This is a genomic window from Methylocystis sp. (assembly GCF_050246715.1).
GTDB lineage: Bacteria > Pseudomonadota > Alphaproteobacteria > Rhizobiales > Beijerinckiaceae > Methylocystis.
Genome location: NZ_JBFWVN010000050.1, coordinates 1 through 24319, shown reverse-complemented (window position 1 = coordinate 24319; position 24319 = coordinate 1). Strand labels below are relative to the sequence as shown.

At 62.7% G+C, this 24319-nt stretch carries 26 protein-coding genes and 1 pseudogene; 13 read left to right on the top strand and 14 right to left on the bottom strand.

The window, feature by feature from the left end; translation table 11 throughout:
* Positions 1-111: pseudogene (locus AB7I51_RS14270) on the top strand (IS630 family transposase); the annotation flags it as partial.
* Positions 112-143: 32 nt separating this feature from the next.
* On the opposite strand, the gene AB7I51_RS14265 reads toward AB7I51_RS14270, so the two are convergent.
* Positions 144-704, bottom strand: a complete 561-nt coding sequence (locus tag AB7I51_RS14265) for a hypothetical protein (RefSeq protein ID WP_428404961.1) — start codon at positions 702-704, stop codon at positions 144-146.
* 245 nt (positions 705-949) lie between these two features.
* Between AB7I51_RS14265 and AB7I51_RS14260 the strand changes: the two genes are divergently transcribed.
* Positions 950-1369, top strand: coding sequence for a ferritin-like domain-containing protein (locus tag AB7I51_RS14260; protein ID WP_428404960.1), 420 nt, complete (start codon positions 950-952; stop codon positions 1367-1369).
* Between the two features lie 169 nt (positions 1370-1538).
* On the opposite strand, the gene AB7I51_RS14255 is transcribed toward AB7I51_RS14260, so the two are convergent.
* Positions 1539-1871, bottom strand: coding sequence for a glutaredoxin family protein (locus tag AB7I51_RS14255; protein WP_428404959.1), 333 nt, complete (start codon positions 1869-1871; stop codon positions 1539-1541).
* A 445-nt stretch (positions 1872-2316) separates the two neighbouring features.
* Here AB7I51_RS14255 and AB7I51_RS14250 point away from each other — a divergent pair, with 445 nt between their 5' ends.
* Complete coding sequence (locus AB7I51_RS14250; RefSeq protein WP_428404958.1) at positions 2317-2754, top strand: hypothetical protein; 438 nt, start codon at positions 2317-2319, stop codon at positions 2752-2754.
* A gap of 3 nt (positions 2755-2757) precedes the next feature.
* Here AB7I51_RS14250 and arsB read toward each other — a convergent pair whose 3' ends face one another.
* From arsB to AB7I51_RS14235, 3 genes are read right to left on the bottom strand one after another with little or no spacing between them, the layout of a single operon-like run.
* Complete coding sequence (gene arsB / locus AB7I51_RS14245; protein ID WP_428404957.1) at positions 2758-3825, bottom strand: ACR3 family arsenite efflux transporter; 1068 nt, start codon at positions 3823-3825, stop codon at positions 2758-2760.
* 3 nt (positions 3826-3828) lie between these two features.
* Complete coding sequence (locus AB7I51_RS14240; RefSeq protein WP_428404956.1) at positions 3829-4356, bottom strand: arsenate reductase ArsC; 528 nt, start codon at positions 4354-4356, stop codon at positions 3829-3831.
* Positions 4353-4691 carry an ArsR/SmtB family transcription factor gene (locus AB7I51_RS14235; RefSeq protein WP_428404955.1) on the bottom strand — a complete coding sequence of 113 codons (339 nt, stop codon included), beginning with the start codon at positions 4689-4691 and terminating at the stop codon, positions 4353-4355. The genes AB7I51_RS14240 and AB7I51_RS14235 overlap by 4 nt, the downstream gene beginning before the upstream one ends.
* A gap of 126 nt (positions 4692-4817) precedes the next feature.
* Between AB7I51_RS14235 and tpiA the strand changes: the two genes are divergently transcribed.
* From tpiA to ndk, 3 genes are all read left to right on the top strand, one after another.
* Complete coding sequence (gene tpiA / locus AB7I51_RS14230; protein ID WP_428404954.1) at positions 4818-5570, top strand: triose-phosphate isomerase; 753 nt, start codon at positions 4818-4820, stop codon at positions 5568-5570.
* Positions 5571-5690: 120 nt separating this feature from the next.
* Entirely contained in the window at positions 5691-6746 is a 1056-nt protein-coding gene (locus tag AB7I51_RS14225; protein WP_428404953.1) for a hypothetical protein, read from the top strand.
* 73 nt (positions 6747-6819) lie between these two features.
* Positions 6820-7242 (top strand): nucleoside-diphosphate kinase, encoded by a 423-nt coding sequence (ndk, locus tag AB7I51_RS14220; RefSeq protein ID WP_428404952.1) that lies wholly within the window; start codon positions 6820-6822, stop codon positions 7240-7242.
* 93 nt (positions 7243-7335) lie between these two features.
* Here the strand turns inward: ndk and AB7I51_RS14215 are convergent, their stop codons facing one another.
* The 3 genes from AB7I51_RS14215 to purM are packed head-to-tail and all read right to left on the bottom strand — an operon-like array spanning position 7336 to position 9778.
* Positions 7336-8049, bottom strand: coding sequence for a glutathione S-transferase family protein (locus AB7I51_RS14215; RefSeq protein ID WP_428404951.1), 714 nt, complete (start codon positions 8047-8049; stop codon positions 7336-7338).
* A complete protein-coding gene (purN, locus tag AB7I51_RS14210; protein WP_428404950.1) occupies positions 8046-8717 on the bottom strand; it encodes a phosphoribosylglycinamide formyltransferase in 672 nt (223 codons plus the stop codon). The genes AB7I51_RS14215 and purN overlap by 4 nt, the downstream gene beginning before the upstream one ends.
* The gene (gene purM, locus AB7I51_RS14205) at positions 8714-9778 is read right to left on the bottom strand and encodes a phosphoribosylformylglycinamidine cyclo-ligase (protein ID WP_428404949.1); all 1065 of its coding nucleotides are present in this window, start codon (positions 9776-9778) and stop codon (positions 8714-8716) included. Before purM ends, purN begins: the two co-directional genes overlap by 4 nt.
* 148 nt (positions 9779-9926) lie before the next feature.
* Between purM and AB7I51_RS14200 the strand changes: the two genes are divergently transcribed.
* From AB7I51_RS14200 to AB7I51_RS14185, 4 genes are all read left to right on the top strand, one after another.
* On the top strand, positions 9927-11006 hold the full coding sequence (locus tag AB7I51_RS14200; protein ID WP_428404948.1) for a hypothetical protein: 1080 nt from the start codon (positions 9927-9929) through the stop codon (positions 11004-11006).
* A 176-nt stretch (positions 11007-11182) separates the two neighbouring features.
* Positions 11183-11896 (top strand): DUF1013 domain-containing protein, encoded by a 714-nt coding sequence (locus tag AB7I51_RS14195; protein ID WP_428404947.1) that lies wholly within the window; start codon positions 11183-11185, stop codon positions 11894-11896.
* A gap of 60 nt (positions 11897-11956) precedes the next feature.
* Entirely contained in the window at positions 11957-12259 is a 303-nt protein-coding gene (locus tag AB7I51_RS14190) for a hypothetical protein (RefSeq protein ID WP_428404946.1), read from the top strand.
* Positions 12260-12298: 39 nt separating this feature from the next.
* Positions 12299-13957: an acyl-CoA synthetase gene (locus AB7I51_RS14185; RefSeq protein ID WP_428404945.1), complete on the top strand. Its 1659-nt coding sequence runs from the start codon at positions 12299-12301 to the stop codon at positions 13955-13957.
* A gap of 131 nt (positions 13958-14088) precedes the next feature.
* Here the strand turns inward: AB7I51_RS14185 and AB7I51_RS14180 are convergent, their stop codons facing one another.
* Entirely contained in the window at positions 14089-14253 is a 165-nt protein-coding gene (locus AB7I51_RS14180; protein WP_428404944.1) for a hypothetical protein, read from the bottom strand.
* Between the two features lie 314 nt (positions 14254-14567).
* Here AB7I51_RS14180 and AB7I51_RS14175 point away from each other — a divergent pair, with 314 nt between their 5' ends.
* Positions 14568-16394, top strand: coding sequence for an ABC transporter transmembrane domain-containing protein (locus tag AB7I51_RS14175; protein ID WP_428404943.1), 1827 nt, complete (start codon positions 14568-14570; stop codon positions 16392-16394).
* A gap of 84 nt (positions 16395-16478) precedes the next feature.
* Here the strand turns inward: AB7I51_RS14175 and AB7I51_RS14170 are convergent, their stop codons facing one another.
* The 4 genes from AB7I51_RS14170 to AB7I51_RS14155 form a co-directional block, all read right to left on the bottom strand.
* Positions 16479-17180 (bottom strand): YdcF family protein, encoded by a 702-nt coding sequence (locus tag AB7I51_RS14170; protein WP_428404942.1) that lies wholly within the window; start codon positions 17178-17180, stop codon positions 16479-16481.
* 93 nt (positions 17181-17273) lie between these two features.
* Complete coding sequence (locus AB7I51_RS14165) at positions 17274-18233, bottom strand: cell division protein FtsX (RefSeq protein WP_428404941.1); 960 nt, start codon at positions 18231-18233, stop codon at positions 17274-17276.
* A gap of 16 nt (positions 18234-18249) precedes the next feature.
* A complete protein-coding gene (gene ftsE / locus AB7I51_RS14160; protein ID WP_428404940.1) occupies positions 18250-18912 on the bottom strand; it encodes a cell division ATP-binding protein FtsE in 663 nt (220 codons plus the stop codon).
* A gap of 320 nt (positions 18913-19232) precedes the next feature.
* Positions 19233-20342 (bottom strand): two-component system sensor histidine kinase NtrB, encoded by a 1110-nt coding sequence (locus tag AB7I51_RS14155; RefSeq protein ID WP_428404939.1) that lies wholly within the window; start codon positions 20340-20342, stop codon positions 19233-19235.
* Between the two features lie 130 nt (positions 20343-20472).
* Between AB7I51_RS14155 and pyrC the strand changes: the two genes are divergently transcribed.
* On the top strand, positions 20473-21774 hold the full coding sequence (gene pyrC, locus AB7I51_RS14150; protein WP_428404938.1) for a dihydroorotase: 1302 nt from the start codon (positions 20473-20475) through the stop codon (positions 21772-21774).
* A gap of 59 nt (positions 21775-21833) precedes the next feature.
* Here the strand turns inward: pyrC and AB7I51_RS14145 are convergent, their stop codons facing one another.
* Entirely contained in the window at positions 21834-22958 is a 1125-nt protein-coding gene (locus AB7I51_RS14145) for a DUF3611 family protein (protein WP_428404937.1), read from the bottom strand.
* Between the two features lie 182 nt (positions 22959-23140).
* Here AB7I51_RS14145 and AB7I51_RS14140 point away from each other — a divergent pair, with 182 nt between their 5' ends.
* Complete coding sequence (locus AB7I51_RS14140) at positions 23141-23485, top strand: hypothetical protein (RefSeq protein WP_428404936.1); 345 nt, start codon at positions 23141-23143, stop codon at positions 23483-23485.
* Positions 23486-24319: the final 834 nt, after the last annotated feature.

The window sequence follows — 24319 nt, the reverse complement described above, 5'->3', positions numbered from 1 at the left end:
GCCGAGCGCAGCGTCGACGCCTTGTGGAACAGGATCGGCGCCTTGTTCAACGAGTTCACCCCGCAGGAATGCGCCAACTACTTCACCGCCGCCGGATATGAGCCTCTTTGAAAAGAAACTGCTCTAGCGGCCGGAGTGAATCGTTAGGCTGCCACGACATGCGCATGCACGTCGCGGCCCGAATGCCGCGCCAGGATTTCCTTGGCCTTTCGTTCGCGCTCGGCGTCCCGGGTCCTCACCCAGAGGAGCAGACCGCCGTGGCGGAGCTGTTCTTCAAGGTGTTTCGCGTGACGCTCGCCAATCAGCCTGGCTAGAACGGCGCCGAGAACGCCGGCGCTTCCTCCCGCCAGCAGCGCGCCCGCGATCACGGTCGCCAAGGCGCCGCCTGACGCGAATATGGCGCTGATCGCCGCGCCTGCGCCAACATACACCAGCCCGCCGATTACGCCGCCTTCCGCATCGCCGATCGATTCCACCGACACATAATGCGTGCGCGGCGCGGCCTCCTCGTCTTCAAGTTCGGTGACCTTCTTGTATTTGTGCCCGAGTTTCTCGTCGACGGCTTCCTCACTTGCGAGGAGACTGATTTCGGCGCGATCGAAGCCCGATGTCATCAACTCGTCGATGGCCGCTTGAAGCGTATCGGCGTCTTTGAAAACGCCCACGACTTCGCGCACCTGGTTGCGTTCTTCATTGGTCGTCATCGCCGCGTCTCCACAAAAAGGCATAGTCCGGCGCGCGCTGCACGCTTACGTGATGGATAGGGCCACGCTTAGGAAATTCAAGCGCGCTGCGCGGCAATCGCTGCAAGCCGTACCGTGACGAATCGACGCCCTCGTGCGCGCATTTTCCACCGCGACTCTCGCAGTCCCGCGTGCGAGGCCCACTTGGCCTCGAACGCATCGCCGCCCATCTAAGTCGAAACGTCGCTGAGAGGGGAGAATGTGAGATGGACGTCGATGACAAGACAATCGAAGCGCTACGCGAGGCGCTGGACGATGAATATAAGGCGCGCGCGACCTACCGGAGCGTCGTCGAACGGTTTGGGCCGGTCGGACCCTTTGTAAACATCATCGAAGCCGAAGAACGCCACGCGAGCGCGCTTCTCCGCCTTTTCGAACGCTACGGCGTTGAGCCGCCGAAGGACAGATGGGCGGGACGGGTTCCAGCGCCGCCCAGTCTCTCAGCAGCGTGCAAGGCGGGCGTCGAGGCCGAGATCGAGAACGCCGCCATGTACGAGCGGCTCCTGGCGCAAGTCAGCGACGCGCGCGTGCGCGGAGTCTTGATGAGCCTGCAGGAGGCTTCGCAACAGCGCCACCTTCCGGCGTTTCGGCGCTGCGCGGAGCGCAGATCTGGCGGCCCATGCTGAACTGCGGATCTTAAGAGGCGCGCGTTGTTTTCTGTCAACGCGCGAGCATCCAGCCGCCAAGCGCAATTAGAATGATTCCGCCGATCGTACGGCTGATTGCAGCGTAACGGGTATTGACGATTTTCTGCACGGCGAAGGCCGCCAGTCCGAAGATGACGAGATCGTCAAGCTAGAAAAACACGACATAGAGCCCGATGCAGGCATAGTGCAGAGCGTTGCGCGACGGCATCCTGACGGAAAGCAGCGCAAGAATTTCGCGCCCCCTCTTTTCCGCTGAATCGAAGCCGATGATATAGCGCGAGCCGCGCACGATGAGCGGCACGGCTGGGTCTTCTATGCCGTAGCGCTTCACGACCTTTTGAAAGAGCGCTTCGCTCGACGGTTTCGAAATGTCGTGCAGCACGTAAGCAATTCCGCGCCGCTGATTCAAAAACGCGATGGCCTCATGGCAATGCGGACAATCTGGCGAGAAAAAACATGCAACCGGCCATCTTCTCGCCACTCGATTTGTGTAGGCGTTTGTCCGTGCTGCTGTGCGAATTGCAGCCACGCATAGGCTAGGCCAAGGAGAAGGAACAGCGCTATGCGGAACGGCAGAAGTCTCAAGTTGGCTCCTCTGCGAATATGGAGTTGAATTTAGCAGACTTCGGGAGTGGATCAGCCGCTGTAGGGGCCTGTCCTTCCTAGGGTTTTGTCGAGTTCACGTTGCTAGGGCGTAATCTGCCTCTGACAAGCGTCATCTTCAAAAAAATTTAACTATAAAGTTAAGGCCCCGCTTGCACTTCAGATAACGCTCGCATTACAAATGGGACGCTGAAGCTGGAAGAGGCGCGAGTCGCAGCCCTTCCCCTTCTCGAGGGGCCCGAGACATGCGCTCGGTCGTTTGAGCCCTGACAGCCATTTGGCGGCACGGCCGCCCCCAGCGAGCGCCCCAAAAAGGAAGTCCTATGCTGCGATCTCTAGGTCTTGCAGGAATGATGACGGCTGTACTTTTGACGGCTCCAGCTCACGCTTTCGACGTCATGGCGCCCGACTACGGCGGACGCGTCGAGCAGTATCAGGCCAGGCTGGCGCGGGCGGAGGCTCGGGGCGAGCGCATCCGCATTGGCCCCACGGAATGCGATTCCTCCTGCACGCTCTATCTGGCGTCGCACAAATCGTGCGTTTCCGAAGGCGCGGTCTTCGGCTTTCACGCGCCCTGGTTCGGCGGCCCCGAGGGGGGAGTCATCGATCCTCGCATGACCGCGGTCTTCGCCGCCCATTACAAGCCCGCCTTGCGACGGGTCTTCATGGAACACGTCTATCGCCACGGCAATCGCGCGCCCGGTCCGATGCTGCGCATCACCGGCCGCCAGCTCGCGGCGTACGGCTATCGCCTCTGCTGATCTTCAGGGAACGTCGGCGGGCGCGGAGATTCGATCGGAAGATCGAAGCGCTCCGCGCTCATACCAGCCCTTGCTCCGATTGACGATCCAGACGACGCTCAGCATCACTGGAACCTCGATCAGGACCCCGACGACAGTGGCCAGCGCGGCGCCGGAATCAAAGCCGAACAGGCTGATCGCCGCCGCGACTGCGAGTTCGAAGAAATTGCTCGCCCCGATCAAGGCGGATGGGCCGGCGACGCAGTGGGCTTCTCCGGTCGCGCGATTGAGCAGATAGGCCAGTCCGGCGTTGAAATAGACTTGGATCAGAATCGGCGCCGCAAGCATGGCGATGATCGCTGGCTGCCGGATGATCTGTTCTCCCTGAAACCCGAACAGCAGGACGAGCGTCGCGAGCAGCGCCACGAGCGAGGCGGGACCGATCCGGGCGAGCGTGTTCGCGAGGCGTATTTCGCCGCCTGCCGCCAGCAGTCGCTTGCGCATGATCTGGGCGGCGATCACCGGAACGACGATATAGAGGACGACCGAAAGAAACAGCGTGTCCCACGGCACGACGATCGATGACAGCCCGAGCAGCAGTCCCACGATCGGCGCAAAGGCGACGATCATGATCGCGTCATTGAGCGCGACCTGGCTCAAGGTGAAATGCGGCTCGCCCTTGGTGAGGTTCGACCACACGAACACCATGGCGGTGCAGGGCGCCGCCGCGAGCAGGATGAGGCCGGCGATATAGGAATCGATCTGGTCCGCCGGCAGATAGGGTCGGAACAGATAGCCGATGAAGATCCATCCGAGCAGCGCCATCGAAAAAGGCTTCACCGCCCAGTTGACGACAAGCGTCACGCCGATGCCGCGCCAGTGACGCCCGACCTCGGCGAGCGCCGCGAAGTCGATTTTCATCAGCATCGGCGTGATCATCAGCCAGATCAGCGCGGCGACCGGCAAATTGACCTTTGCGATCTCAATCGCGCCGATCGCGCGAAACACGCCGGGAGTGAAATGACCGAGGGCGACGCCGGCGACAATGCAGAGCGCGACCCAGAGGGAAAGATAGCGTTCGAAAGTGGTCATGGCTCAGCTCGCGACCGCGTTCGGCGACGTTGCGCCTTCCATTTCGCCGATCTCGCGTAGACGCTCGCTGAGCGCGAGCTTGTCGAGACGATGCAGCGGAATGGCGCAGAATTGATCGACCCGGTTGCGCAGATAGAGGAAGGCGGTGGCGAAGGCGCGCTGCTTCTCTATGTCCGTTCCTTGCTCCGCCGCGGGGTCTTCGATTCCCCAATGCGCCGTCATCGGCTGACCGGGCCAGGCGGGACATATTTCACCCGCCGCGCTGTCGCAAACGGTGAAAACGAAATCCATGTGCGGCGCGTCCGAGGCGGCGAACTCGTCCCAGCTTTTTGAGCGATAGCCCTCGGTGGGAAGGCCCATCGTCTCCAGCGTCTTGAGCGCGTATGGGTTGACCGCGCCCTTCGGATGGCTGCCGGCCGAGAAGGCGTTGAACCGGCCGGCGCCGCGCGCGCGCAGCAGCGCCTCGGCCATGATCGAACGGGCGCTGTTGCCGGTACAGAGGAACAGCACGTTATAAATCCTGTCCGTCATTGGGGAGCCTCACAGTTGAGGGCGGGAAGGGAGTCGGCGGACGCGCATGCCGCGCCGCCGCAGCAGTCTTCGGCGAGAAAGCGCGTCAGCGCATTGAGCCGCGAAAGGTCGGCTCGATAGACGATGCTGCGGCCGTTGCGGGCGCTGACGACGAGCCTGGCCTGCGACAGCACGTTGAGATGCGCCGACAGCGTGTTCTGCGGAACGCAGAGAGCCCGGGCGATGTCCCCGGCCGGCAGGCCTTCGGGCTCATGCCGGACCAGCAGCCGAAAGGCCTCGAGCCGCGTGGGCTGCGAAAGCGCGGCGAGACAGACGAGAGCCGATTCTATTTCCATAATTCCAGATATATCGAAATAAATGACGATGCAATGACATCTGCGGCTGCGTTCGGGCTGCTCTGTCGGCGCATTGTTGCGTGGTCTTGGCTCTGTTACCCATTCGGAACGTCAGGAGCGCTTTGCATGACCCGCCGCCCGCTCGTCGCCGGAAATTGGAAAATGAACGGGCTGCGCGCCTCGCTTGCCGAGATTGAAGCGATGGGCGCCGCCTATGACGAAGCGCTCCGCGCTCGCGCCGAACTGATCGTCTGCCCGCCGGCGACTCTGATCGCGCTCGCGCGCGACATTGCGGCGCGCGGCGGCTTGGGTCTTGGCGGGCAGGACTGCCACGCCTCCCCCGGCGGCGCCCATACCGGCGACATTTCCGCCGAAATGCTCAAGGACGCGGGCGCGTCTTACGTCATCGTCGGCCATAGTGAACGTCGTTCGGATCACGGCGAGACCGACGCCGACGTGCAGGCCAAGGCGTCGGCCGCCCTGCGCGCCGGGCTCGCGCCGATCATTTGCGTCGGCGAGACGCGCGCCGAGCGGGAGGCGGGAAATGCTCTGAGCGTGGTCGGCGCGCAGATCGAGGGCTCGCTGCCGGCCGATGCGCCAAGCCATATCGTCGTCGCCTATGAGCCGGTGTGGGCGATCGGCACGGGCCTGACGCCGACGGCCGCCGACGTCGCCGAAATGCACGCCTTCGCGCGCGAACGCATTGAAGCGCGGCTTGGGGGCGACAAGAGCGCGCGGGTTCGCATTCTTTATGGCGGTTCCGTGAAGCCATCGAACGCCGACGAATTAATGCGCGTCGCGAATGTCGACGGCGCGCTTGTCGGCGGCGCCAGTCTCGCCGCCCAAGATTTCATCGGCGTCGCGGGCGTTTATCGCTGAGCAGCGCTGGACAATCCTATTAGGGCCGATAAAGTCCTTGTGTTGGAGAAGCGCGGCGCTCTCGAAATTGATTGGATGAAGGGACGTGCGATGGACCCGAACGATTTCGGCGCCATAGGTATGGGCGCAGGCGATAATAATTATTCCGGATCGCGATTCAGCGAAGTTCGCGACGCGGTTTTCGCCAATCCCTATCAAAAGGTCTGGGGCGGGGAGGGAGAGCCGCCGCTCCCCTTCGTGATGCCGACCTTTCTCGACATGCTGCGCGAGCTGTGGAAGGGCAGGCACTTTCTCACTGAGGCTGCTGAGCGATCGGTCGATTCGCGCAGCGATCTGAGATGGGGACTGGACGGGAAAGGATTCAGGCGCATCGTGCACCCTTGGGGAGTCGTTCTGACAGGACTTTGGGACATCACCGAAGACAGCGGCTACACCGGCTATTTCCAGAAGGGCAGCAAGACGCTTATCGTCGCTCGCTATTCGAACGGCGGCGCGGTGCAGCGCGGAAAGCCCCGCGGGCAGGGCATCGCCGGCAAGCTCTTCCCGACAACCGACCCAGACCATAAAGAGCCGTTGCCAACGGCGAATTTCTTCACGATCGACGATTTCGTCGGCGCGTCGACGCGCCACATAAACGATGTCGAATTTCTCAATGCGCCGAACGTCACGCTGTCGAACGATTGGCCGACCTCGCCGATCATCATGGCTGCGGGCGTTGTCTTCACGCTCGTCGATAAGAACGCCACCGAGCGTCAGCTCCATGAAATCGCCGAACTCGGCAAGCCTCCCGGCGTGCCGACCCGGGCCCCGCGCTTCATGCGCTTGAAGCTCGCGCCGAACCATCCTCGAATTGAAGGAGAGGGACTGGATTCACGCGACGAATTGCTGGCGATGATGTTCGACAAGGGCGATCCGAAACCCAAGCGCAAAATTGTCCTGACCATCGAAGTCACCGACGATGGCGAAGTGACCGGCCGCACGGGATTCAAGAAGGGGACGTTCCGCAATTGGCGGCGGATCGGCACGATAACTTTCGATAACGCCGTGGCCTCCTATAACGGCGATCACGTGCTGCATTTCCACCATCCCTATTGGCGCACGGACTCCAACGATCCGGCGACGCAGTTCCGGCCGGGGCCGCGAACCAGCGAGGTGGAAAAGGCCGAAGCTCTGTAGGCTTGCCGCCCCGCGGGACGCCCGATATAAGCGCGACGCCTGACTATTCTCCAACGACGAGGCGACGCGCTCTATGGCGATCGAACGCACATTTTCCATCATCAAGCCCGACGCGACGAAGCGCAATCTCACCGGCAAGGTCAATGCGCTGATCGAAGACGCGGGCCTGCGCATCGTCGCCCAGAAGCGCATCCGCATGACTCGCGAGCAGGCGGAAACCTTTTACGCCGTGCATAAGGAGCGCCCGTTCTTCGGCGAGCTCGTCGACTTCATGATTTCCGAACCGGTCGTCGTGCAGGTGCTCGAAGGCGAAAACGCAATTGCGCGCTATCGCGAAGTCATGGGCGCTACCAATCCGGCGAACGCCGCGCCGGGCACCATCCGCAAGGAACATGCGCTGAGCGTCGGCGAGAACTCGGTGCATGGCTCGGACGCGCCCGAAACCGCGGCGGTGGAGATCGCCCAGTTCTTCTCGGGCAACGAGATCGTCGGCTAACGGCTCGTCATGCCCGCGTTGGTCGCGGGCATTTGGCTTCCCGTTTTTGCGTGGATGGCCGGGACGAGCCCGGCCATCGGTCTTTGCGTCCGCTTACGCCTCCGCGCTTTGAGGAAAATACGCCTGCATGAGCGCGTCGCGATAGGCGACAAGATTTGGTTTCGCGAGCGCTGCGTCGCGAACGGCGCTCTCCGCCATTGGCGCCAACACCGTGGCCACAAAGGCGAAGACGGTCGCGTCAGCGCCGCTGGGCTTATCGCCGAACAGATAGGGCTTGTCTCCCATCAGCGCCGCCAGCGCTTCGACGTCACGCACGCCGAGCGTATCGATTTCCGCCGCGCCGTGCCGGCCCATGCCTTGCGCCCACAGCGCGTTCGCGATCCTGCGCCGAATAAACCATTTCGCCAGAGGGCGCACGATCGCAGGCGCGCTGTCAAAGAAACGCGCCGGACCACGTTCAAAATTGGCGTCGTCCATCCAGCGCATGCGGACGACGATCCAATAAAAATGTTCCTCACACATTTTCTCGACGCACCAGCCGACCGCTTTCTGCTCAGCGCTTAAATTGGCGTCAAAGTCCACACCGTATTTCTGTTCGAGATGAAAGCGGATAAAGGTCGAATCCGCGACTAATTCGCCATCGTCGCTGATGTAGGGCTGCTTGCCCTTCGGCGCCTTGGAGAATCCGCTACGATCCTCGACATAGTCGAGGCCGGCCAACTTCAAGAGAAGCATCGCCTTCGTCACGAAAGGCGAGGCGTCGGGCAGGCCAGCGACGGGACGAAAGCAATAAAGAGTGATCGTCATGAAATTCTCCTGCGCGCCAGCGTCGCGTCGGGAACGATAAGACTGGCGTCATCAGGCGCCGGCGCGCCGAGCACGCGCTTGCCCTCGACCCGAACGGCGCCTGACGCGACCAGTTGCAGCGCCATCGGATAGATGACGTGCTCTTGCGCCAGGACACGCGCGGCGAGCGTTTCCGGCGTGTCGTCGTCAAGCACCGGCACGGCGGCCTGCGCCACGATCGGACCTTCGTCCATTTCCGGCATGACGAAATGCACCGTGGCGCCGTGAATTTTTGCGCCGTCCGCGAGCGCCCGTTCATGCGTGTCGAGTCCGCGATAGGCGGGAAGCAGCGCTGGGTGGACGTTCAGCATGCGCCCGCGCCACTGGCCGACGAACCATGGCGTAAACATGCGCATGAAGCCGGCGAGGCAGATGAAGTTGATGCGATAAGTTTCGAGCACGATCTGCAGCGAACGCTCGAACTCCTCGCGCCCGGCATAAATCTTGTGATCGACCGCGGCCGTCGCGACGCCCGCGGCCTTCGCCTTGGCGAGGCCAGGCGCGTCGGGTCGGTTCGAGAGCACAAGCGCGATATCGGCCGGGAAGCTCGGATCTCTCGCCGCCGCGATCAGCGCGTCCATGTTCGAGCCGCGCCCGGATATGAGAATAGCTGTGCGCAGCCGCGTCACAACGCCAGAGTTCCGCGCGTAACGACTCGCTCCGCGCCGTCAGTTTCGATGACTTCGCCGATGCGCCGAGGCTTTTCGCCGGCGGCGCGCAACGCGCTCTCGACCTCGCCGGCGCCGGGCGCGGACGCGACGACAACCATGCCGATTCCGCAATTGAAGGTGCGCAGCATTTCGCTTGACGCGATTTCTCCGGTCGTCGCCAGCCAGCGGAAAACCGGCGGAACCTCGAAAGCCGACAGATCGAGCGCGACGCCCAGCCCGCTCGGCAGCACGCGCGGCAGATTGTCGGGAAAGCCGCCGCCGGTAATATGGGCGAGGGCGGCGATATGCGGCGTCGCCTTCAAGGCGGCGAGAAGCGGTTTCACATAGATTCGCGTCGGCGTCAGCAGCGCCTTGGCGAGATTGCGATCGCGCGCGAAGGGCGCCGTCGCGCTCCATGCGAGCTCGGCGCGCTTCACAATGCTGCGCACGAGCGAAAAGCCGTTGGAGTGAACGCCGGAGGAGGGCAGGCCAAAGACAACGTCGCCTGCGCAGACATTGCGGGGTAGGAGATGATTGCGCTCGGCGGCGCCAACCGCGAATCCGGCGAGATCATAGTCGCCGCGCGCGTAGAGGCCCGGCATTTCCGCAGTTTCGCCGCCAAGCAAGGCGCAGCCGGCCTCGATGCAGCCGGCGGCGATGCCCTTCACGACCGCCGCGGCGGCGTTCGGGTCGAGTTTCGCGGTGGCGTAGTAATCGAGAAAGAAGAGCGGTTCGGCGCCTTGAACGACGAGGTCGTTGACGCACATCGCGACGAGATCGATTCCGATCGTGTCGTTGAGACCGGATTCGATCGCGATTTTCACCTTGGTGCCGACGCCGTCATTGGCCGCAACCAGCACCGGGTCGGAAAATCCTGCGGCCTTGAGGTCGAACACGCCGCCAAAGCCGCCGATCTCGCCGTCGGCGCCGGAGCGCCGCGTCGAACGAACCGCGGGACGGATCAGATCGACGAGCCGGTTGCCCGCGTCGATGTCGACGCCGGCTTCGGCATAGGTAAGGCCCGACGTTCGCTGTTGCATTTCATCCTTCGCTCAGGAGGCGCCGGCGGTTAGATGGGCGTAAGCGGCGGGTGCTGTCAAATCCGCCGGGAAGGGCTACGCTATTGTGCGTTTGCACAAATATTTTTGCGGCGAGCCATGTTGAATGCCGCCGTAAAGGAGCAGCGTCATGAAATTCCGTTTCACCATTGATGATATCGCGGCCGCGCGTGATGCCGGCGCGATCGACGCCGAGACATTCGAACGGCTGTCGCAATTTCTGGCGTCGGGGCGCGCTGCCGGGGCGGAAGCGGCGTCCCAGGCGCCGCGCTATGACGTCGTCAATGTGCTCTGGTACGCCGGTGCGCTGATCGTGCTCGGCGCCATGGGCATGTTCTCGACGACGGCCTTCGGCCTCTGGGGCGACAAGGCGCTGCTCGTCACGGCCATCGTCTATGCCGTCTTATTTACTCTCGCCGGCGCCTATCTATGGAAGAAGCGCGATCTGCGCACGCCGGGCGGTCTGCTTGTCGCTTGCGCGGTCGGCATGGCGCCGCTGGCGATCTTCGCGCTGCAATCCATGTTTGGCGTCAGTCCGGCGGGAGAGGCGCGTCCCTACGGTGATTTTTACGTCTGGATCAAATCGAGCTGGCTGCCGATGGAGCTGGGCACGATCGGCGCCGCCTCAATCGCGCTGCTCGCCTTTCCGTTCCCGTTTCTCGTCATGATCATCGCCTTCTCGCTGTGGTTCATGTCGATGGACCTGACGCCCTGGCTGATGGGCGTGCAGGAGTTTTCGTGGGATCAGCGGGCGAGCGTGAGCATGTATTTCGGCCTCGCGGTGCTTGCCGTCGCCTGGCTCGTCGATCTCAAGCGTTGGCGCGGCGGCGATTTCGCCTTCTGGCTGCATCTTTTTGGCCTGATGGCCTTCTGGGGCGGTCTGACTTCGCAGCACAGCGGCGATGAATTGGGCAAGGCGCTCTATTGCGCGATCAACGTTGCGTTGATCTTCCTGTCAGTGTTCCTCATGCGTCGGGCCTATGCGGTGTTCGGCGCGGTCGGCGTCACGATTTATCTCGGCTATCTCGCCAGCAGCGTTTTTCAAGATTCGATCCTCTTCCCCTTCGCGCTGTCGGGGATCGGCGTGCTGCTAATCGTCTTCGGGCTCATGTTCCATCGCTATGGCGCGGACATAGGCGCGGAGATCGGCGAACTGCTGCCGGCGCATTTGCGTGGACTGCGTCCGGTCCATGCGCGCGAACAGGCGTAAGCATGGGCCGAATCGAGGCGCCGCGGAAGCGGTGGCGCCGACGGATTGATTGCGCTTTAGGCGGATGCAGATTATATAGGCGGCATCCCAATATGGACGGCCGTTCTGTGGGTCGCTAGCGCCGCGTGGCGCGGCGCCGGACGCCGCCGCTGTGTCTCGATCGAGGAGTTTCCAAGATGACCAACGCCCCGCTGATGCCGAAGGCCACGGCCGTCTGGCTCGTCGAAAACACGTCGCTGTCGTTCGATCAGATTGCCGATTTCTGCAAATTGCATCCGCTCGAGGTGAAGGGCATCGCCGACGGCGAGGTCGCGGCCGGCATCCGCGGCCATGATCCGATCACGTCGGGCCAGCTCACGCGCGAGGAAATCGAGAAGGGCGAGAAAAACCCCGACCATCGTCTTCATCTCTCGGTCTCGAAAGTGGTCGTGCCGGAAGTCAAGAAGGCGCGCGGTCCGCGCTATACGCCGCTTTCGCGCCGTCAGGATCGCCCGAACGCCATCCTGTGGCTCGTGCGCAATCACCCCGAGCTGAAGGACGCCCAGATCATGCGTCTCGTCGGCACCACAAAGACGACGCTGAAGGCGATCCGTGAGCGCACCCATTGGAATTCCGCGGCCCTGACGCCGATGGACCCGGTGACGCTCGGACTGTGCTCGCAGATCGAACTCGACTTTGAGGTCAACCGCGCGGCGAAGGACAAGCCGCCGGTCGAGGATCATGGACAGACGCTGGTGCCCGCGAGCGTCACCACCAGTCCGCGGCCCGAACCGGCGACGACTGAGGATGTCTTCGGCAAGGCGACCCCGCCGGCGCCTGCCGAAGAAGAAGACAATTTCGACGCCGATCGCGTGTTTGGCCGGCTGAAGGACGTCGATTTCGGCGAATAGCGCCTTAGTCGGAAACGTGGCCAGATTGCTCAACTTCATTCTCGCGCGTATCCTTTGGCGATGAGGTCTTCCGCGCTCACTTTCGACCGGCTCGCCTATGTCGATCGCCTTAGACATGGCGGGATCGAAGAGGGGCAAGCGCGCGCCCACGCAGAGGCGCTGGACGCCGCTCTGAGGGATTCCGTCGCCACGAGGTCTGATATTGACGACCTGCAGCGGCAAATCCGCGAGGTCGAGACAGGACTCGAAGCCAAGATCGAAACCTCGGCAGCGAATTTGCGAGTGGAAATTCTTCGCTGGCTCGTCGTGACGCAAATCGGCCTCGCGGGATTCGTCTTTGCGGCGATTAAATTCGTTCGCTAACCGGCGCGCGGCGCCCTTTTATGATCGTGGACTCGCCGGATGACCGACTCGCCTTATGATCGCGACCTCGAACGAAATCCCGCGAATTTCCAGCCGCTGACTCCCATCACCTTCCTGGAGCGGGCGGCGGCCGTCTTTCCCGAGCGCATCGCCATCGTTCACGGCCCGCTGCGGCGCAATTATCGGGACTTCTATGGGCGCAGCCGGCGGCTCGCCAGCGCGCTCGAAAAGGCTGGCCTGGGCCGTGGCGACACCATTTCCGTCATGCTCGCCAACACGCCGGCGATGCTCGAATGCCATTACGGCGTGCCGATGATGGGCGGCGTGCTGAACACGCTGAATACCCGGCTCGACGCTGCGATCCTCGCCTTTACGCTCGATCACGCCGAGACCAAGGCGCTGATCGTCGATCGGGAATTTTCAAGCGTCATTCGCGAGGCGCTTGCGCTCGCCAAGACGAAGCCGCTGATGATCGACTATGTCGATCCGGAATTCGACGGGCCCGGCGGGCGGCTGGGCTCTCTCGACTATGACGAATTCCTGCTTTCGGGCGACGCTGATTACCAATGGACTCCGCCCGGCGACGAATGGGACGCGATTTCGCTCAATTACACATCCGGCACCACGGGCGATCCGAAAGGCGTCGTCTATCACCATCGCGGCGCCTATCTGACCGCACTCGGCAATGTGCTCACCGGCGACATGGGCCGCCATCCGGTCTATCTGTGGACGCTGCCGATGTTCCATTGCAACGGCTGGTGCTTCCCCTGGTCGATTTCGGTCAACGCCGGCATGCATGTCTGTCTGCGTCAGGTGCGCGCGGGCCATATCTACGAGTTGATGTCCGAACATGGGGTCACGCATCTCTGCGGCGCGCCCATCGTCATGTCGACGCTGCTCAACGCCAGCGAATCGGAGAAGAGGCCGTTGAAGCAAACGGCGCGCTTCTTCACCGCCGCCGCGCCGCCGCCGCAGTCGGTGCTCGCCGGCATGAAGGCCGCCGGCTTCGAAGTCACGCATCTTTACGGATTGACCGAAACTTACGGGCCCGCCGCGGTCAACGAGTGGCAGGACGACTGGAATTCGCTCGACGGCGGCGCGCAGGCGCAGCTGAAGGCGCGTCAGGGCGTGCGTTATCTCGTTCTCGAAGATCTCGATGTGATCGACCCCGATACGATGCAGCCCGTGCCGCGCGACGGCGTGACGATGGGCGAGGTCATGTTTCGCGGCAATGTGGTCATGAAAGGCTATCTGAAAAACAAGGGCGCCTCGGACAAGGCGTTCCACGGCGGCTGGTTTCATTCAGGCGATTTAGGCGTGCGCCATCCCGACGGTTATATCCAGCTCAAAGATCGTTCGAAGGACATCATCATCTCGGGCGGCGAGAATATCTCCTCGATCGAGATTGAGGATGCGCTGTTTCGCCATCCCAAGGTTCGCGCCGCGGCGGTTGTCGCCGCTCCCGACGACAAATGGGGCGAGACGCCTTGCGCATTCGTCGAACTGAAGGACGGCGAAGAAGCGACGGCGGAGGAGCTAATTGACTGGACGCGTCAGCATCTGGCGCATTTCAAATGCCCGCGCCACGTCGTCTTTTGCGAGCTGCCGAAGACCTCGACGGGGAAAATACGCAAATATGTTCTGCGCGAACGGGCGCGAGAAATCTGGCCTGCGAGCGCGACCACGGCGTCCCTGTGACGGCCCTGAAAGATCGGGTCAACAGTCAAAAGCAGCGTCGAAAAGCAGAGAAGCCAGCAGTCCTTGGGACTGCCGGCTTCGCGTCGAGGGCGGAAGGCCGAAACTTTCCGCGCCTCGCAATTCGCGCTAGATTAGAAGAACAGGCCGAGGCAGCCGCCCGCGAGACCGCCGACGACAGCAGCCGCGATCGTGTTCGCCATGCCGCCAAGCGCGACGGAAGCGAGACCGCCGAGAATGACCGCGCCGATGCCGGCGAAAACGTAGACGTTCGTGGTGAGTTCGAGTTCTTTAGCCATTATTCTTCACTCCTCTTAATTTTCGTTCCCTGAGTCGCGCCTTGTTCGCCCGGCGTGTTCTCATCCCAAAAGGGCGCGTCATTTCGACGCAGGCGGAGGTTAGCACAAGATGGCGCTGAGTCAATCACGGATGCGACAGGATGTCGCGTATGTAATTATATGATATATAATCATATTCAATCGCTCGTGTCATTTGGTCGGCTTAAGGAGACAAGCAAAATCTCGTTTTCAACGCGCTTTTGTGATCGCGCTTCGGTTGCGAACCACCCGCCCAAATTCGTTTTCGTCGAAGACGGACGCTATACCCGCTGACGATGACGAAAAAGAACTCTGACGTCGATCCCGCCGATCCGGTGGCTCGCAAACCTGATCGCGGGTTCAAGGCCACTCTCGCTCCTCTCCGGCCCCTCCTGCCATATGCGCTGCGCTACAAGCGAACGATCGTCCTCGCCTTCATAGCGTTGCTCATGGCGGCGGGCGCAACCCTCACTCTGCCGCTCGCCGTGCGCGGGATGATCGATCATGGCTTTTCCGCCGACAGCGCCGGAGCGGTGAACGCCTATTTCGGCGCGATGATCGCCGTCGCAGCGACGCTCGCGATGGCTTCCGGCACCCGCTATTATTTCGTCATGACGCTCGGCGAGCGCGTCGTCGCCGATCTGCGCGCCGATCTCTTTAAACATCTCACGACTCTCGACGCCGCCTTCTACGACACGGCGAAGACCGGCGAGCTTCTCTCGCGGCTCACGGCCGATACGACGCAGCTGAAATCCGCCTTCGGCTCGTCGGCGTCGGTCGCCCTGCGCAATCTCTTCATGTTCTTCGGCGCAATCGTGATGATGGTCGCGACTAGTCCCAAGCTTGCGGGGCTGGCGCTTGCGGCGATTCCGATCATCGTCCTGCCGCTGATCGGTTCCGGCCGCGCGGTGCGCCGCCGCTCGCGTCACGCGCAGGACACGCTGGCCCAGGCCTCTGCCTACGCCGGCGAAAACCTCGCCGCTGTGCGAGCGATGCAGGCCAATGGCGCGCAGGCCTATACGACGGGGCGGTTCGCCCGCGCGGTCGAATCCGCCTATGATGCCGCCCAGGCCGCGACGCTGCTCCGCGCCTTCGTGACCGCCGGCGCCATTCTTGTCGTGTTCACCAGCGTCGTCGGCGTGTTGTGGCTCGGCGCGCAGGATGTGCTCGCGGGACGCATGACCTCAGGCGTTCTGTCGCAGTTCGTCCTTTATGCGGTGCTCGGCGCCAGTTCGTTGGGCGAGCTTTCGCAGACCTGGAGCGAACTCTCCGCCGCCGCCGGGGCCGCGGGCCGCATCGCCGACATTCTCGCCATTCAGCCGCGGATTATAGCGCCGCCGCGCCCGGTTCATCCGCCGGCGCGCTGGAAAGGCGGCATCGCCTTCGATCATGTGCGCTTCGCCTATCCGACCGCGCCTGACCGGGCCGCCTTGCAGAATTTCTCGCTCGTCGTCGAACCCGGCGAGCGGGTCGCGCTTGTCGGTCCTTCGGGAGCGGGCAAATCGACGACTTTTGCGCTGCTCCTTCGCTTCTACGATGTAGATTCGGGCGCGATTGCCCTCGACGGCGTCGATCTGCGCGACCTTGATCCGGCGGCGCTGCGCAAAGCGATCGCGCTTGCGCCCCAGGATCCGGTGATTTTCGGACTCTCCGTCGCCGAAAATATCGCCTATGGCCGCGAAGAGGCGTCGAGCGAAAAAATCGTCGCCGCCGCCAAGCGCGCCCAGGCGCATGACTTCATCATGGCGCTGCCGATGGGCTATGACACGCTGCTCGGCGAACGCGGCACAACGCTCTCGGGCGGCCAGCGCCAGCGTCTCGCCATCGCGCGCGCAATATTGGCCGACGCGCCGGTGCTACTCCTCGACGAGGCGACCTCGGCGCTCGACGCCGAAAATGAGGCGCTGGTGCAGGCGGCGCTACATGACGTGATGCAGGGGCGCACCAGCCTCGTGATCGCCCATCGTCTCGCGACCGTGCTCGAAGCCGATCGGATCGTCGTCATCGATGACGGACGCATGGTCGAGCAAGGGACGCATGCGAGCCTGATCGCCGCCGGCGGTCTTTATGCCCGGCTGGCGAAACTGCAGTTCGACACCGACCGCGCCGGCGCTGCCGCCTGAAAACGGAGATTATGGGTCGGGTCGAGAGGTCGCCGTCTTGCGGCCTGTGTCGACCCTTGTCATAGCGAAGAACTGCCCTGAAACTCAATCGGGATCGTGCGCCGCCGAAGCGACGCTATGGCGAAGGAGCGGTGGCGGCTCCGAATCTTCGAACTCTCTAAGGACTTTGGTTCGCAACAGCGACCCGAGATATTTCACATATTCCTTGCCGATGAAGCGCGCGACCCGGAGATTGCTCACCCAGTCCGCGACATCGATATTCTCGCTGACGACCGGAAACGGATAGAGTTCGACATCCGGCAGGGCGGCCGAGATTTCGACCAGGGCGCGCGGCATATGGTAATTCGAGGTTACGACGATGAGCGTGCGGGTAATGTTGTGCTGGCGCGCCCAGGCGCGCGTTTCTTTGGCGTTGCCGGCGGTATCGAGCGCCTGGTAGCCAAGATCGACGCAGCAATCGAATAGCTGACGCGACACCGGCAATATTTTCGCGATGACGGCGCTGCGGGTCGCCCGATTGACGCCGGTGATGAGCATCCGGCGCGCCTGTCCGTTCGCCAGCAGGGTCGCCGCGTCGAGCACCCGGTCCGAGCCGCCGGTCAGCGCGACGACCCCCTCCGCCTGTATCGGAATGGCGAATTCCTCGCGCGGCAGCGACACTGCGAAGCCGGCAAAGCCAAAAAGAAACGCCGCGCTAACGAGAGCGCCGCCGGCGAAGATCGCGCTGGCGGCCTTGCGGACGGCGCTCAACCTATTGCTCTCGCCCTGGCTTAGGGGAGTCGTCACTTTTGCAATCCTTCGCCCATGCCGTTAAACGCGCGAAACCCGATTCTGACGCGACTATAGTCCGATTTTGGCGCCGATGTTATTGGCGCCGGTCTAGCCGAGACGCCACAAATGGCGCAACACGATGTGTCGCGACAGATAGCCGGTGAGCGTCGCGACCCCGCCCACAAGCAGCACGATCGCCAGGAAACCGCTGGGACCGATCGAGAAATCGCCGAACATCGCTTCCATCTGCTCGCCGCCGCCAGTGGCGCGCCATCGATGCGCCAGAAATTGCGCCAGGACGAAGAAGGCGATCGCGCCGCCGCCGCCGATCAGCGCGCCGCGAAAGCCCAGCGCCATGAAGCGGCGCTGAAATTCCTGGGCGATGAATGCGTCTGCGGCGCCGACGATATGCAGCACTTCGACGATTTCGCGATTGGTCGTGACCGCCGCCCGGGTCGCCGACGCCACGGCGACGGCCATGGCGGCGAGAATCAGAATGAAGATGAGGGCGGCGGTCGCCACGGCGGCGCGCGCCATGTCGCCAAGCCGCTCGATAAATACATGGTGATCGTCGAGCGCCGCGTTGGGGACGACGCGTTCGAGCTCCATGCGCAACTTGTCGAAATCCGGCCGATTTTCAGTCTCGAGCTTTAGGACGATCATCCGCGGCGTCGGGAGCTCCGAAAGGTCCAGCCCCTCGCCGAGCCAAGGCGTCAGCAGCGCCTCCGATTCGGACTGCGCGTAGACTCGCGCCTCCCGGACGCCGGGCGTCTGGCGCATCGCCTCGGCCGCGGCGGCGACGTCGGCTTCAATGTTGCGGCCGGGCGTCGGACGCACCTGCACAGTCGCCTCGCGCGCGATGTCGCTGCGCCATTCAACGCTGGCGTCGGCGACGAGAATGGCGACATTCGCGGCGAGCGCGGCGAGAAACGTCATGATCGCAATGACGATGACGAGCGAACGGCCGGGCACCGAGTCCGCCGGCACCAGCGCGTTCTGCGACGGAAATTCCTCGGCGTCGACGTCAATGTCGGGCGCATCACGGCGGGTCGGGGACCAAAATTGCATCACGTCCATCGTCCGCTTATTCGAAAATGTGAAGCCGGCCGTCGGCGAGCACGAGACGTCGCGCTTCCTCATGCTGATCCATCAAGGTCAAGTCATGGGTTGCGATGATGACGGCCGTTCCAGCTTTGTGAAGCTCAACGAACAGGCGCAGGATGCGCCGTGCAAGCGTGGGGTCGACATTGCCTGTCGGTTCATCGGCGAGCAGCAGTTTGGGCTGTGAGATCAGCGCGCGGGCGATCGCGGCGCGCTGCTTTTCGCCGCCTGAAAGGATCGTCGGATGCGCATGCGCGCGTTCGCCAAGGCCGACCCAGCGCAAGAGTTCGGTCACTTCGGCGCGATAGCCCGGCTCTTCGCGGCCGAGCACGCGCAAGGGCAGGGCGACGTTTTCATAGAGCGTCAAATGGTCCAGAAGCCGGAAATCCTGGAAGACGACGCCAATCCCGCGGCGCGTCTCGGCAACCTCCTCATTGCTGAGCGCCGCCGTGTCCTTGCCGAAAATGTTGATCAATCCGCGCGTCGGTCGCAGGGACATGATGATCAGGCGCATCAAGGTGGTCTTGCCCGCGCCGGACGGACCGGTGAGGAATTGAAACGAACGCGGCGCGATCTGAAAATTGATGTCGCGAAGGGTTTCGGCGCCGACGCCATAACGCAAGCCGACGTTCTCGAAGCTCAGCACGAAGCTCTCTCTCCCAAAGATTCCAGTGACGCTCGAGACGTAGAGCGCGCTGCGAAAAAGCGGAAACCGGCTTTTCGCGTAAAGCGCACTCTAAGCTTTTGGAATCGATCACGTTATCTGCTTATGGGCGATTCCACCCAAATGCAGATAACGTGATCTTGCGCGCGGTGAAACAATAGCAGTTCCTCCCCGCTTATCCACATTCGCCTTGCCGAAAGCTTACGCCGCAACCTCTATGCGCAGTTAATGGCGGGCGCGAAACGCCCGGTTGCGCCAGTCGACAGCATTATTCTCAATGAGAGTTGGGCCTCGCTGCTCCGTCAGGCGTCGGCCAGCGGCAAGACGAAGCTGAAGACCGCGCCGCCGCCGGGGTTGGGCTCCGCCCAGATTTTCCCGTTGTGCGCTTCGATGATCGAACGCGATATCGAGAGCCCGACGCCGAGACCATGAGGCTTCGTCGTCGTGAATTGCGCAAAGAGCCTGGATTGGACTTCCTCGGGCAGGCCAGGACCAGTGTCGGCGACATCGACCCGAATGAGGTTGCCTTCAACAACGCAAGTCGAGACCCGCATTTCTCGTTGGCTCCAATTCTGCATCGCTTCGACGGCGTTCCGCTTCAGATTGACGACCACTTGCTGAATCTGAACCTTGTTGATCACCACCAGGTCCGGCGAGGCGGCGAGGTCGACCGTCGTAATGACATTATGTTGCCGCGCGAGCGCATCGGTGAATTCGCAGGCGGTTCGGATGACGTCGTTTAAATTTTGTGGGGTTTTCGCCGTTTCTCCGCGGGCAATGAACTGGCGAAGATTGTCCATTATTTCCGAGGCGCGGAAAATCTGCGCGTCGGCGCTGTCCAGTATTTCGGCAACCTTCTCGACGGAAGGGTTTTCCTCGTTCAAATAACGCCGGGCGAAATTGAGATAGGCCCCGATCGCCGCCAGAGGCTGCTTGAGTTCATGCGCCAGCCCAGCCGCCATGTTTTCGATCAAATCAAGCCGGTTCGCCTGAAGCTCCTGAACCCCCTGTTCGAAACGGCGGCGCTGACTGAGATCGCGGATCAACCCGATAAAGAGGCTCCCCTGTTCGCAGGCGATTTCGCTGACGCCGAGCTCCATTGGAAAGACGGACCCGTCCTTGCGCAGACCGTCGATGCGCCGACAAACGCCTGGCGCTCCAGGCCGCAGACAATCGCGATAGCTGCGCTCCGACTCGGGCGTCAGCATGCCGAAGTCCCTGCCAATGACTTCATCTGGCGCGTAGCCGAATAGCGCCGCCGCTTCGGCGTTCAAGGAGCGCACCGTTCCGCGCTCGTCGAGCACGACGATTCCGTCGAAGGCGGCGGCCATCATCGTGGTGAGATCGGGGCGTCCTTCGGCTTGCGCCGCGTTCGCAGCGAAAGAGGACTCACTAATGCTGAGGGAACGCATACGCTGCCCCCGGGCGCGCGGCGCGCTTCACGCTCCCATCTTGCCGTAGCTAGGCGCTTGGGACAAAAGGTCAAGCCTGCTTGCCGGCTGGCGCATTTGCAACCCCCGACAAATAGCCTAAGCAAGCGCCATGTCGCCGCCCCAAGCTCCAGCGCCGCTGCTCTTTTACAACGCCCGGCTGATCGATCCCGCCTCGGGACGGGATTGGCGGGGCGGCCTCGTTACTTGTGACGGCGTCATCGCGGAGCTTGGCGAGTCTGTGAGGCCGGCCGACGCGCCTGACGGCGCGCGCCTCTTCGACTGCGCGGGCGAGGTCGTCGCGCCCGGACTCATCGATATGCAGGCCTTCGTCGGCGAGCCGGGCGCCGAACATCGGGAAACGATCGCCAGCGCGACGCTCGCCGCCGCGGCCGGCGGGGTGACGACGCTGGTCTCGACCGCGGCGACGCTGCCGCCGGTCGACGACCCCGCCGTCGTCGACTTCGTCCTGCGTCGCGCCCGCGACACCGGAAGGGTGCGCGTCGCGCCGATGGCGGCGCTCACCAAAGGCCGCGAGGGCAGGGAGATCGCCGAACTCGGCCTGCTTCAGCAAGCGGGCGCAGTGGCTTTCAGCGATGGCGCCCGCGCGGTGAGAAGCGCGCTGGTGATGCGGCGGGCGCTGACCTACGCGCGCGATTTCGACGCGCTCGTCATCCATTTCGCGCAAGACCCTGATCTCTGCGTCGGCGTCATGAATGAGGGCGAATTCGCGCATCGGCTTGGCCTCTCCGGCGCGCCGCGCGAAGCCGAGGCGATCATGATCGATCGCGACCTGCGGCTCGTCGCCCTGACGGGCGCGCGCTACCATTCGGCGATCGTGACGACGACCTTGTCTCTCGACGCCTTGCGGCGAGCCAAGGACGAGGGCTTGGCCGTGACCTGCGGGACCTCGATCAATCATCTGACGCTCAACGAAAACGACATCGGCGACTATCGCACCTTCCTCAAGTTGCGGCCGCCGCTGCGCCATGAAGACGAGCGCAAGGCGCTCGTCGCGGCGCTCGGCGAAGGCCTCATCGACGTGATCGTCTCCGACCATGATCCGCAGGACGTGGAGACGAAGCGCCTGCCCTTCGCGGAGGCCGAATATGGCGCGATCGGCGTCGAGACGATGCTCGCCGCCGGCCTGCGCCTCGTTCACTCGGGCGATGTGACGCTTCCCCGCCTGCTCGGCGCGATGACCTCGCGCCCGGCGGAGATTTTGGGATTGCCGCAGGGCAGACTGGAAAAAGGCGCGCCCGCCGATATTGTCCGCTTCGATCCCGATGCGCCTTTTGTCGTCGATCCGGCCGCGCTCCATTCGCGCTGTAAGAATACGCCTTTCGACGGCGCCCTGCTTCAGGGCGTGGTCAGAACGACCGTCGTCGGGGGCGAAATCGTTTACGAAGATTAATGCTTCAAGCGTCGCATCGCCCGACCTCGACTGGCCGCGGCATTTTCCAAAAAGGCGCCTCAGGCCGATGCGATCGCGAATCTGTGTCGAGCTTTCAGCGCTTCCATGCTGAGCCAGACAGAGGCTCCAGCCCCAATGAAATGAGCAACTAACAAATTAAAGTTCGCCATTAAGACGAAGATGTCCAGCGCGCGCACGATCTTGTCTGGATCGGTGATCGCGATCCCCGGCGGCTGGGAAACGGTCTTGGCGACGAGAAGGGCGATGCTCAGACCGACGCCGATAAACGACACGATTGCGCCCAATACATTAACGAGCGAGCCGACTCCGAGAAACCACAGGGCCGCTGGCTGGTCGGCGGCGAGCGCCCCCTCTGGATCGCTGATCAGCCGTCCGGATGCGACGGTCGAGAAAAAATCGATAAGGAGTGACGCGAACAACAGGACAAGCCCGAAATAGCCCCAGTGGATCGGATCGCTGACCCATATGGTCGAACTGATCGACTGACCGACCGCGCCAAAGGCGAGCAGCGGCGCGGTCAGGAAGGCCAGAACGAAATCCAGCCAGAATCCCATCCAGCCCATGAGGCGGATGCGACGCGCAAGATCTTGCCCAATCAGCGCCGATTCCGGCGAAAGCGTCGCCACGCCGCCTGGCGGCGCCGTGGCGACCAGAGCAGTAGAGATCGTCCGCCGCGCCGGTCCGGCCAATACGATGAGGCCGAGATAAGCGATCAAGGCCGCCGGGAGCAGGACGGCTGCGATCTGGTTGGAGGCGCGCGCGACGCCGGCGAAGCTCTCATCCGTGAAACCGGGCGATCCGCCCGAAATCCCCACGACGTCAAACGAAGCGCCGCTGAAAATCGCTTCGAATACGCCGCTGACGATTAGCAGGAAGCCCACCGCATAAAGGAGCTGACGCAGCGGATAGGCGGTCAACCGCCGCCACCCGGGTCCGGCGCTGAACGGGTAGTTTGGGAAGGCCGCGCGCCACAGATATTGCGCGGCCAGCAGAATCAGGACGAGCGCTGAAAAGTTCAGCGAGAGATTGGTCAGCGGTCCGCCGATCGACGGCTCCCACAGCCGCAATCCCCAGGCGCCGAGCGCGAGCATGGCGAAGAGCGCGGCGAACGCCCAGTCGACCGGATCGTCGAAGAAGTCATACGCCAATTGATGATGCCGCATTTTGGCGCCCCGCAACGGAAACAAGTGGCGCGGCGGGCCGCGATTTCAACTGGCAGCGCTTAAGACAGGGCAGGCCGCGTCGTCCCGCGGTTCAGGATTTTTCAAGCGACAAAGCGGCTCTTGCCCGATGCGCAAGGGCGGCAATATTTATTTTCGATTGATTTCGAAAAGTAGAGACATTGATGAAAGCGCTTTTCGCTTCGACCGCCATTTTCGTCACCATATCGCTCTGTTCCAGCGCTCTGGCCCAGATCCCGAGCTTCCCCAAGGACGAGCCTTACGCCAAGGCGCGCAAGATTCTCGTGAAGAAGGGTTGGAAGCCGGTCCATGAGCCCGAGGACGGCTTTGTTTGCCAGAAGGATGATCCGCGCTGCAAAGGACGGCCCGAAACCGTCAATTGCGCGGGAACCGGCTTGGGCAATTGCATCTTCCGGTGGAAGCGCAAGGGCGTCGTGATCGACGTGCTCACGGTGGGCGAAACAAAGCCGGTGATCACGGAAGTGACCTGTCATTCCGGATGCAGCTGAGCATGAGCTTTTTGAGAGCGCGAAAGCGCGGCGCCGCATTCGACTTACAGGCGCGAGTGAAACGCTCGCGCCTAAGCAACACCTCTGAGAGAACGCAAGGAATCTTGGTGGCGGTGTTTGTCTGTGGATTTCTATGATCTGCGTGACAACACGGCCGTGCTTGAGGCTTGATCAGAGTTCCCGAATCGGATAGCGGCACGCTATTGGTGATCGGTTCTTTCCGAAACGCCCTCCCGACGGTGAAATGTCCCCAGCTGAGCGTGTCGCGCGCGAGCGTGGCAGCAGCGAAGCGCAAGGACACAGCAGAAGCGTTTCTGACGCTGAGCTTGCGCAATCGTAACATGGAGGCTCCAATGCCTGTGGTGCGTAAACTCAAGAGCCAGGCTGAGGACTGTTATGACAGGGGGCGACGCGGGCGGGGTCGGCGCGCCAAAGTATCGTGTTCGCTGTTTGTTCTACTTGCCATTGCGGCGAGCGGATCACACGTCACACGAGCAGTCGAGGTTTGGTTCGATGCCGAATTTGGCGTCTCCCTCCCGACGGTGAAATGTCCCCAGCTGAGCGTGTCGCGCGCGAGCGTGGCAGCAGCGAAGCGCAAGGACACAGCAGAAGCGTTTCTGACGCTGAGCTTGCGCCAGTTTAAGCGGGCTTAGGTGCACCAAACTGCTCGACCCTCAGCCCGGGCAAACTTCCCCAAACCAACAAGAATTAGTCGCCCGTGAAGAACGCGATTTAAGCGGCGATTAGTCGGCGATTTGAGGCGTTGGCGTCGTCGAGGACGCTCAGGAACAAGGCCCACAGAAGCGCCAGCCATGCGAGCAGGCGGCGGAAGTT

Excerpts from the sequence above, each read along its gene's own strand:
- AB7I51_RS14265 (WP_428404961.1), bottom strand. The coding sequence starts at position 704 with ATGACGACCAATGAAGAACGCAACCAGGTGCGCGAAGTCGTGGGCGTT.
- AB7I51_RS14260 (WP_428404960.1), top strand. The coding sequence starts at position 950 with ATGGACGTCGATGACAAGACAATCGAAGCGCTACGCGAGGCGCTGGAC.
- AB7I51_RS14250 (WP_428404958.1), top strand. The coding sequence starts at position 2,317 with ATGCTGCGATCTCTAGGTCTTGCAGGAATGATGACGGCTGTACTTTTG.
- arsB (WP_428404957.1), bottom strand. The coding sequence starts at position 3,825 with ATGACCACTTTCGAACGCTATCTTTCCCTCTGGGTCGCGCTCTGCATT.
- AB7I51_RS14240 (WP_428404956.1), bottom strand. The coding sequence starts at position 4,356 with ATGACGGACAGGATTTATAACGTGCTGTTCCTCTGTACCGGCAACAGC.
- AB7I51_RS14235 (WP_428404955.1), bottom strand. The coding sequence starts at position 4,691 with ATGGAAATAGAATCGGCTCTCGTCTGTCTCGCCGCGCTTTCGCAGCCC.
- tpiA (WP_428404954.1), top strand. The coding sequence starts at position 4,818 with ATGACCCGCCGCCCGCTCGTCGCCGGAAATTGGAAAATGAACGGGCTG.
- AB7I51_RS14225 (WP_428404953.1), top strand. The coding sequence starts at position 5,691 with ATGGGCGCAGGCGATAATAATTATTCCGGATCGCGATTCAGCGAAGTT.
- ndk (WP_428404952.1), top strand. The coding sequence starts at position 6,820 with ATGGCGATCGAACGCACATTTTCCATCATCAAGCCCGACGCGACGAAG.
- AB7I51_RS14215 (WP_428404951.1), bottom strand. The coding sequence starts at position 8,049 with ATGACGATCACTCTTTATTGCTTTCGTCCCGTCGCTGGCCTGCCCGAC.
- purM (WP_428404949.1), bottom strand. The coding sequence starts at position 9,778 with ATGCAACAGCGAACGTCGGGCCTTACCTATGCCGAAGCCGGCGTCGAC.
- AB7I51_RS14200 (WP_428404948.1), top strand. The coding sequence starts at position 9,927 with ATGAAATTCCGTTTCACCATTGATGATATCGCGGCCGCGCGTGATGCC.
- AB7I51_RS14195 (WP_428404947.1), top strand. The coding sequence starts at position 11,183 with ATGACCAACGCCCCGCTGATGCCGAAGGCCACGGCCGTCTGGCTCGTC.
- AB7I51_RS14190 (WP_428404946.1), top strand. The coding sequence starts at position 11,957 with ATGAGGTCTTCCGCGCTCACTTTCGACCGGCTCGCCTATGTCGATCGC.
- AB7I51_RS14185 (WP_428404945.1), top strand. The coding sequence starts at position 12,299 with ATGACCGACTCGCCTTATGATCGCGACCTCGAACGAAATCCCGCGAAT.
- AB7I51_RS14180 (WP_428404944.1), bottom strand. The coding sequence starts at position 14,253 with ATGGCTAAAGAACTCGAACTCACCACGAACGTCTACGTTTTCGCCGGC.
- AB7I51_RS14175 (WP_428404943.1), top strand. The coding sequence starts at position 14,568 with ATGACGAAAAAGAACTCTGACGTCGATCCCGCCGATCCGGTGGCTCGC.
- AB7I51_RS14165 (WP_428404941.1), bottom strand. The coding sequence starts at position 18,233 with ATGCAATTTTGGTCCCCGACCCGCCGTGATGCGCCCGACATTGACGTC.
- AB7I51_RS14155 (WP_428404939.1), bottom strand. The coding sequence starts at position 20,342 with ATGCGTTCCCTCAGCATTAGTGAGTCCTCTTTCGCTGCGAACGCGGCG.
- pyrC (WP_428404938.1), top strand. The coding sequence starts at position 20,473 with ATGTCGCCGCCCCAAGCTCCAGCGCCGCTGCTCTTTTACAACGCCCGG.
- AB7I51_RS14145 (WP_428404937.1), bottom strand. The coding sequence starts at position 22,958 with ATGCGGCATCATCAATTGGCGTATGACTTCTTCGACGATCCGGTCGAC.
- AB7I51_RS14140 (WP_428404936.1), top strand. The coding sequence starts at position 23,141 with ATGAAAGCGCTTTTCGCTTCGACCGCCATTTTCGTCACCATATCGCTC.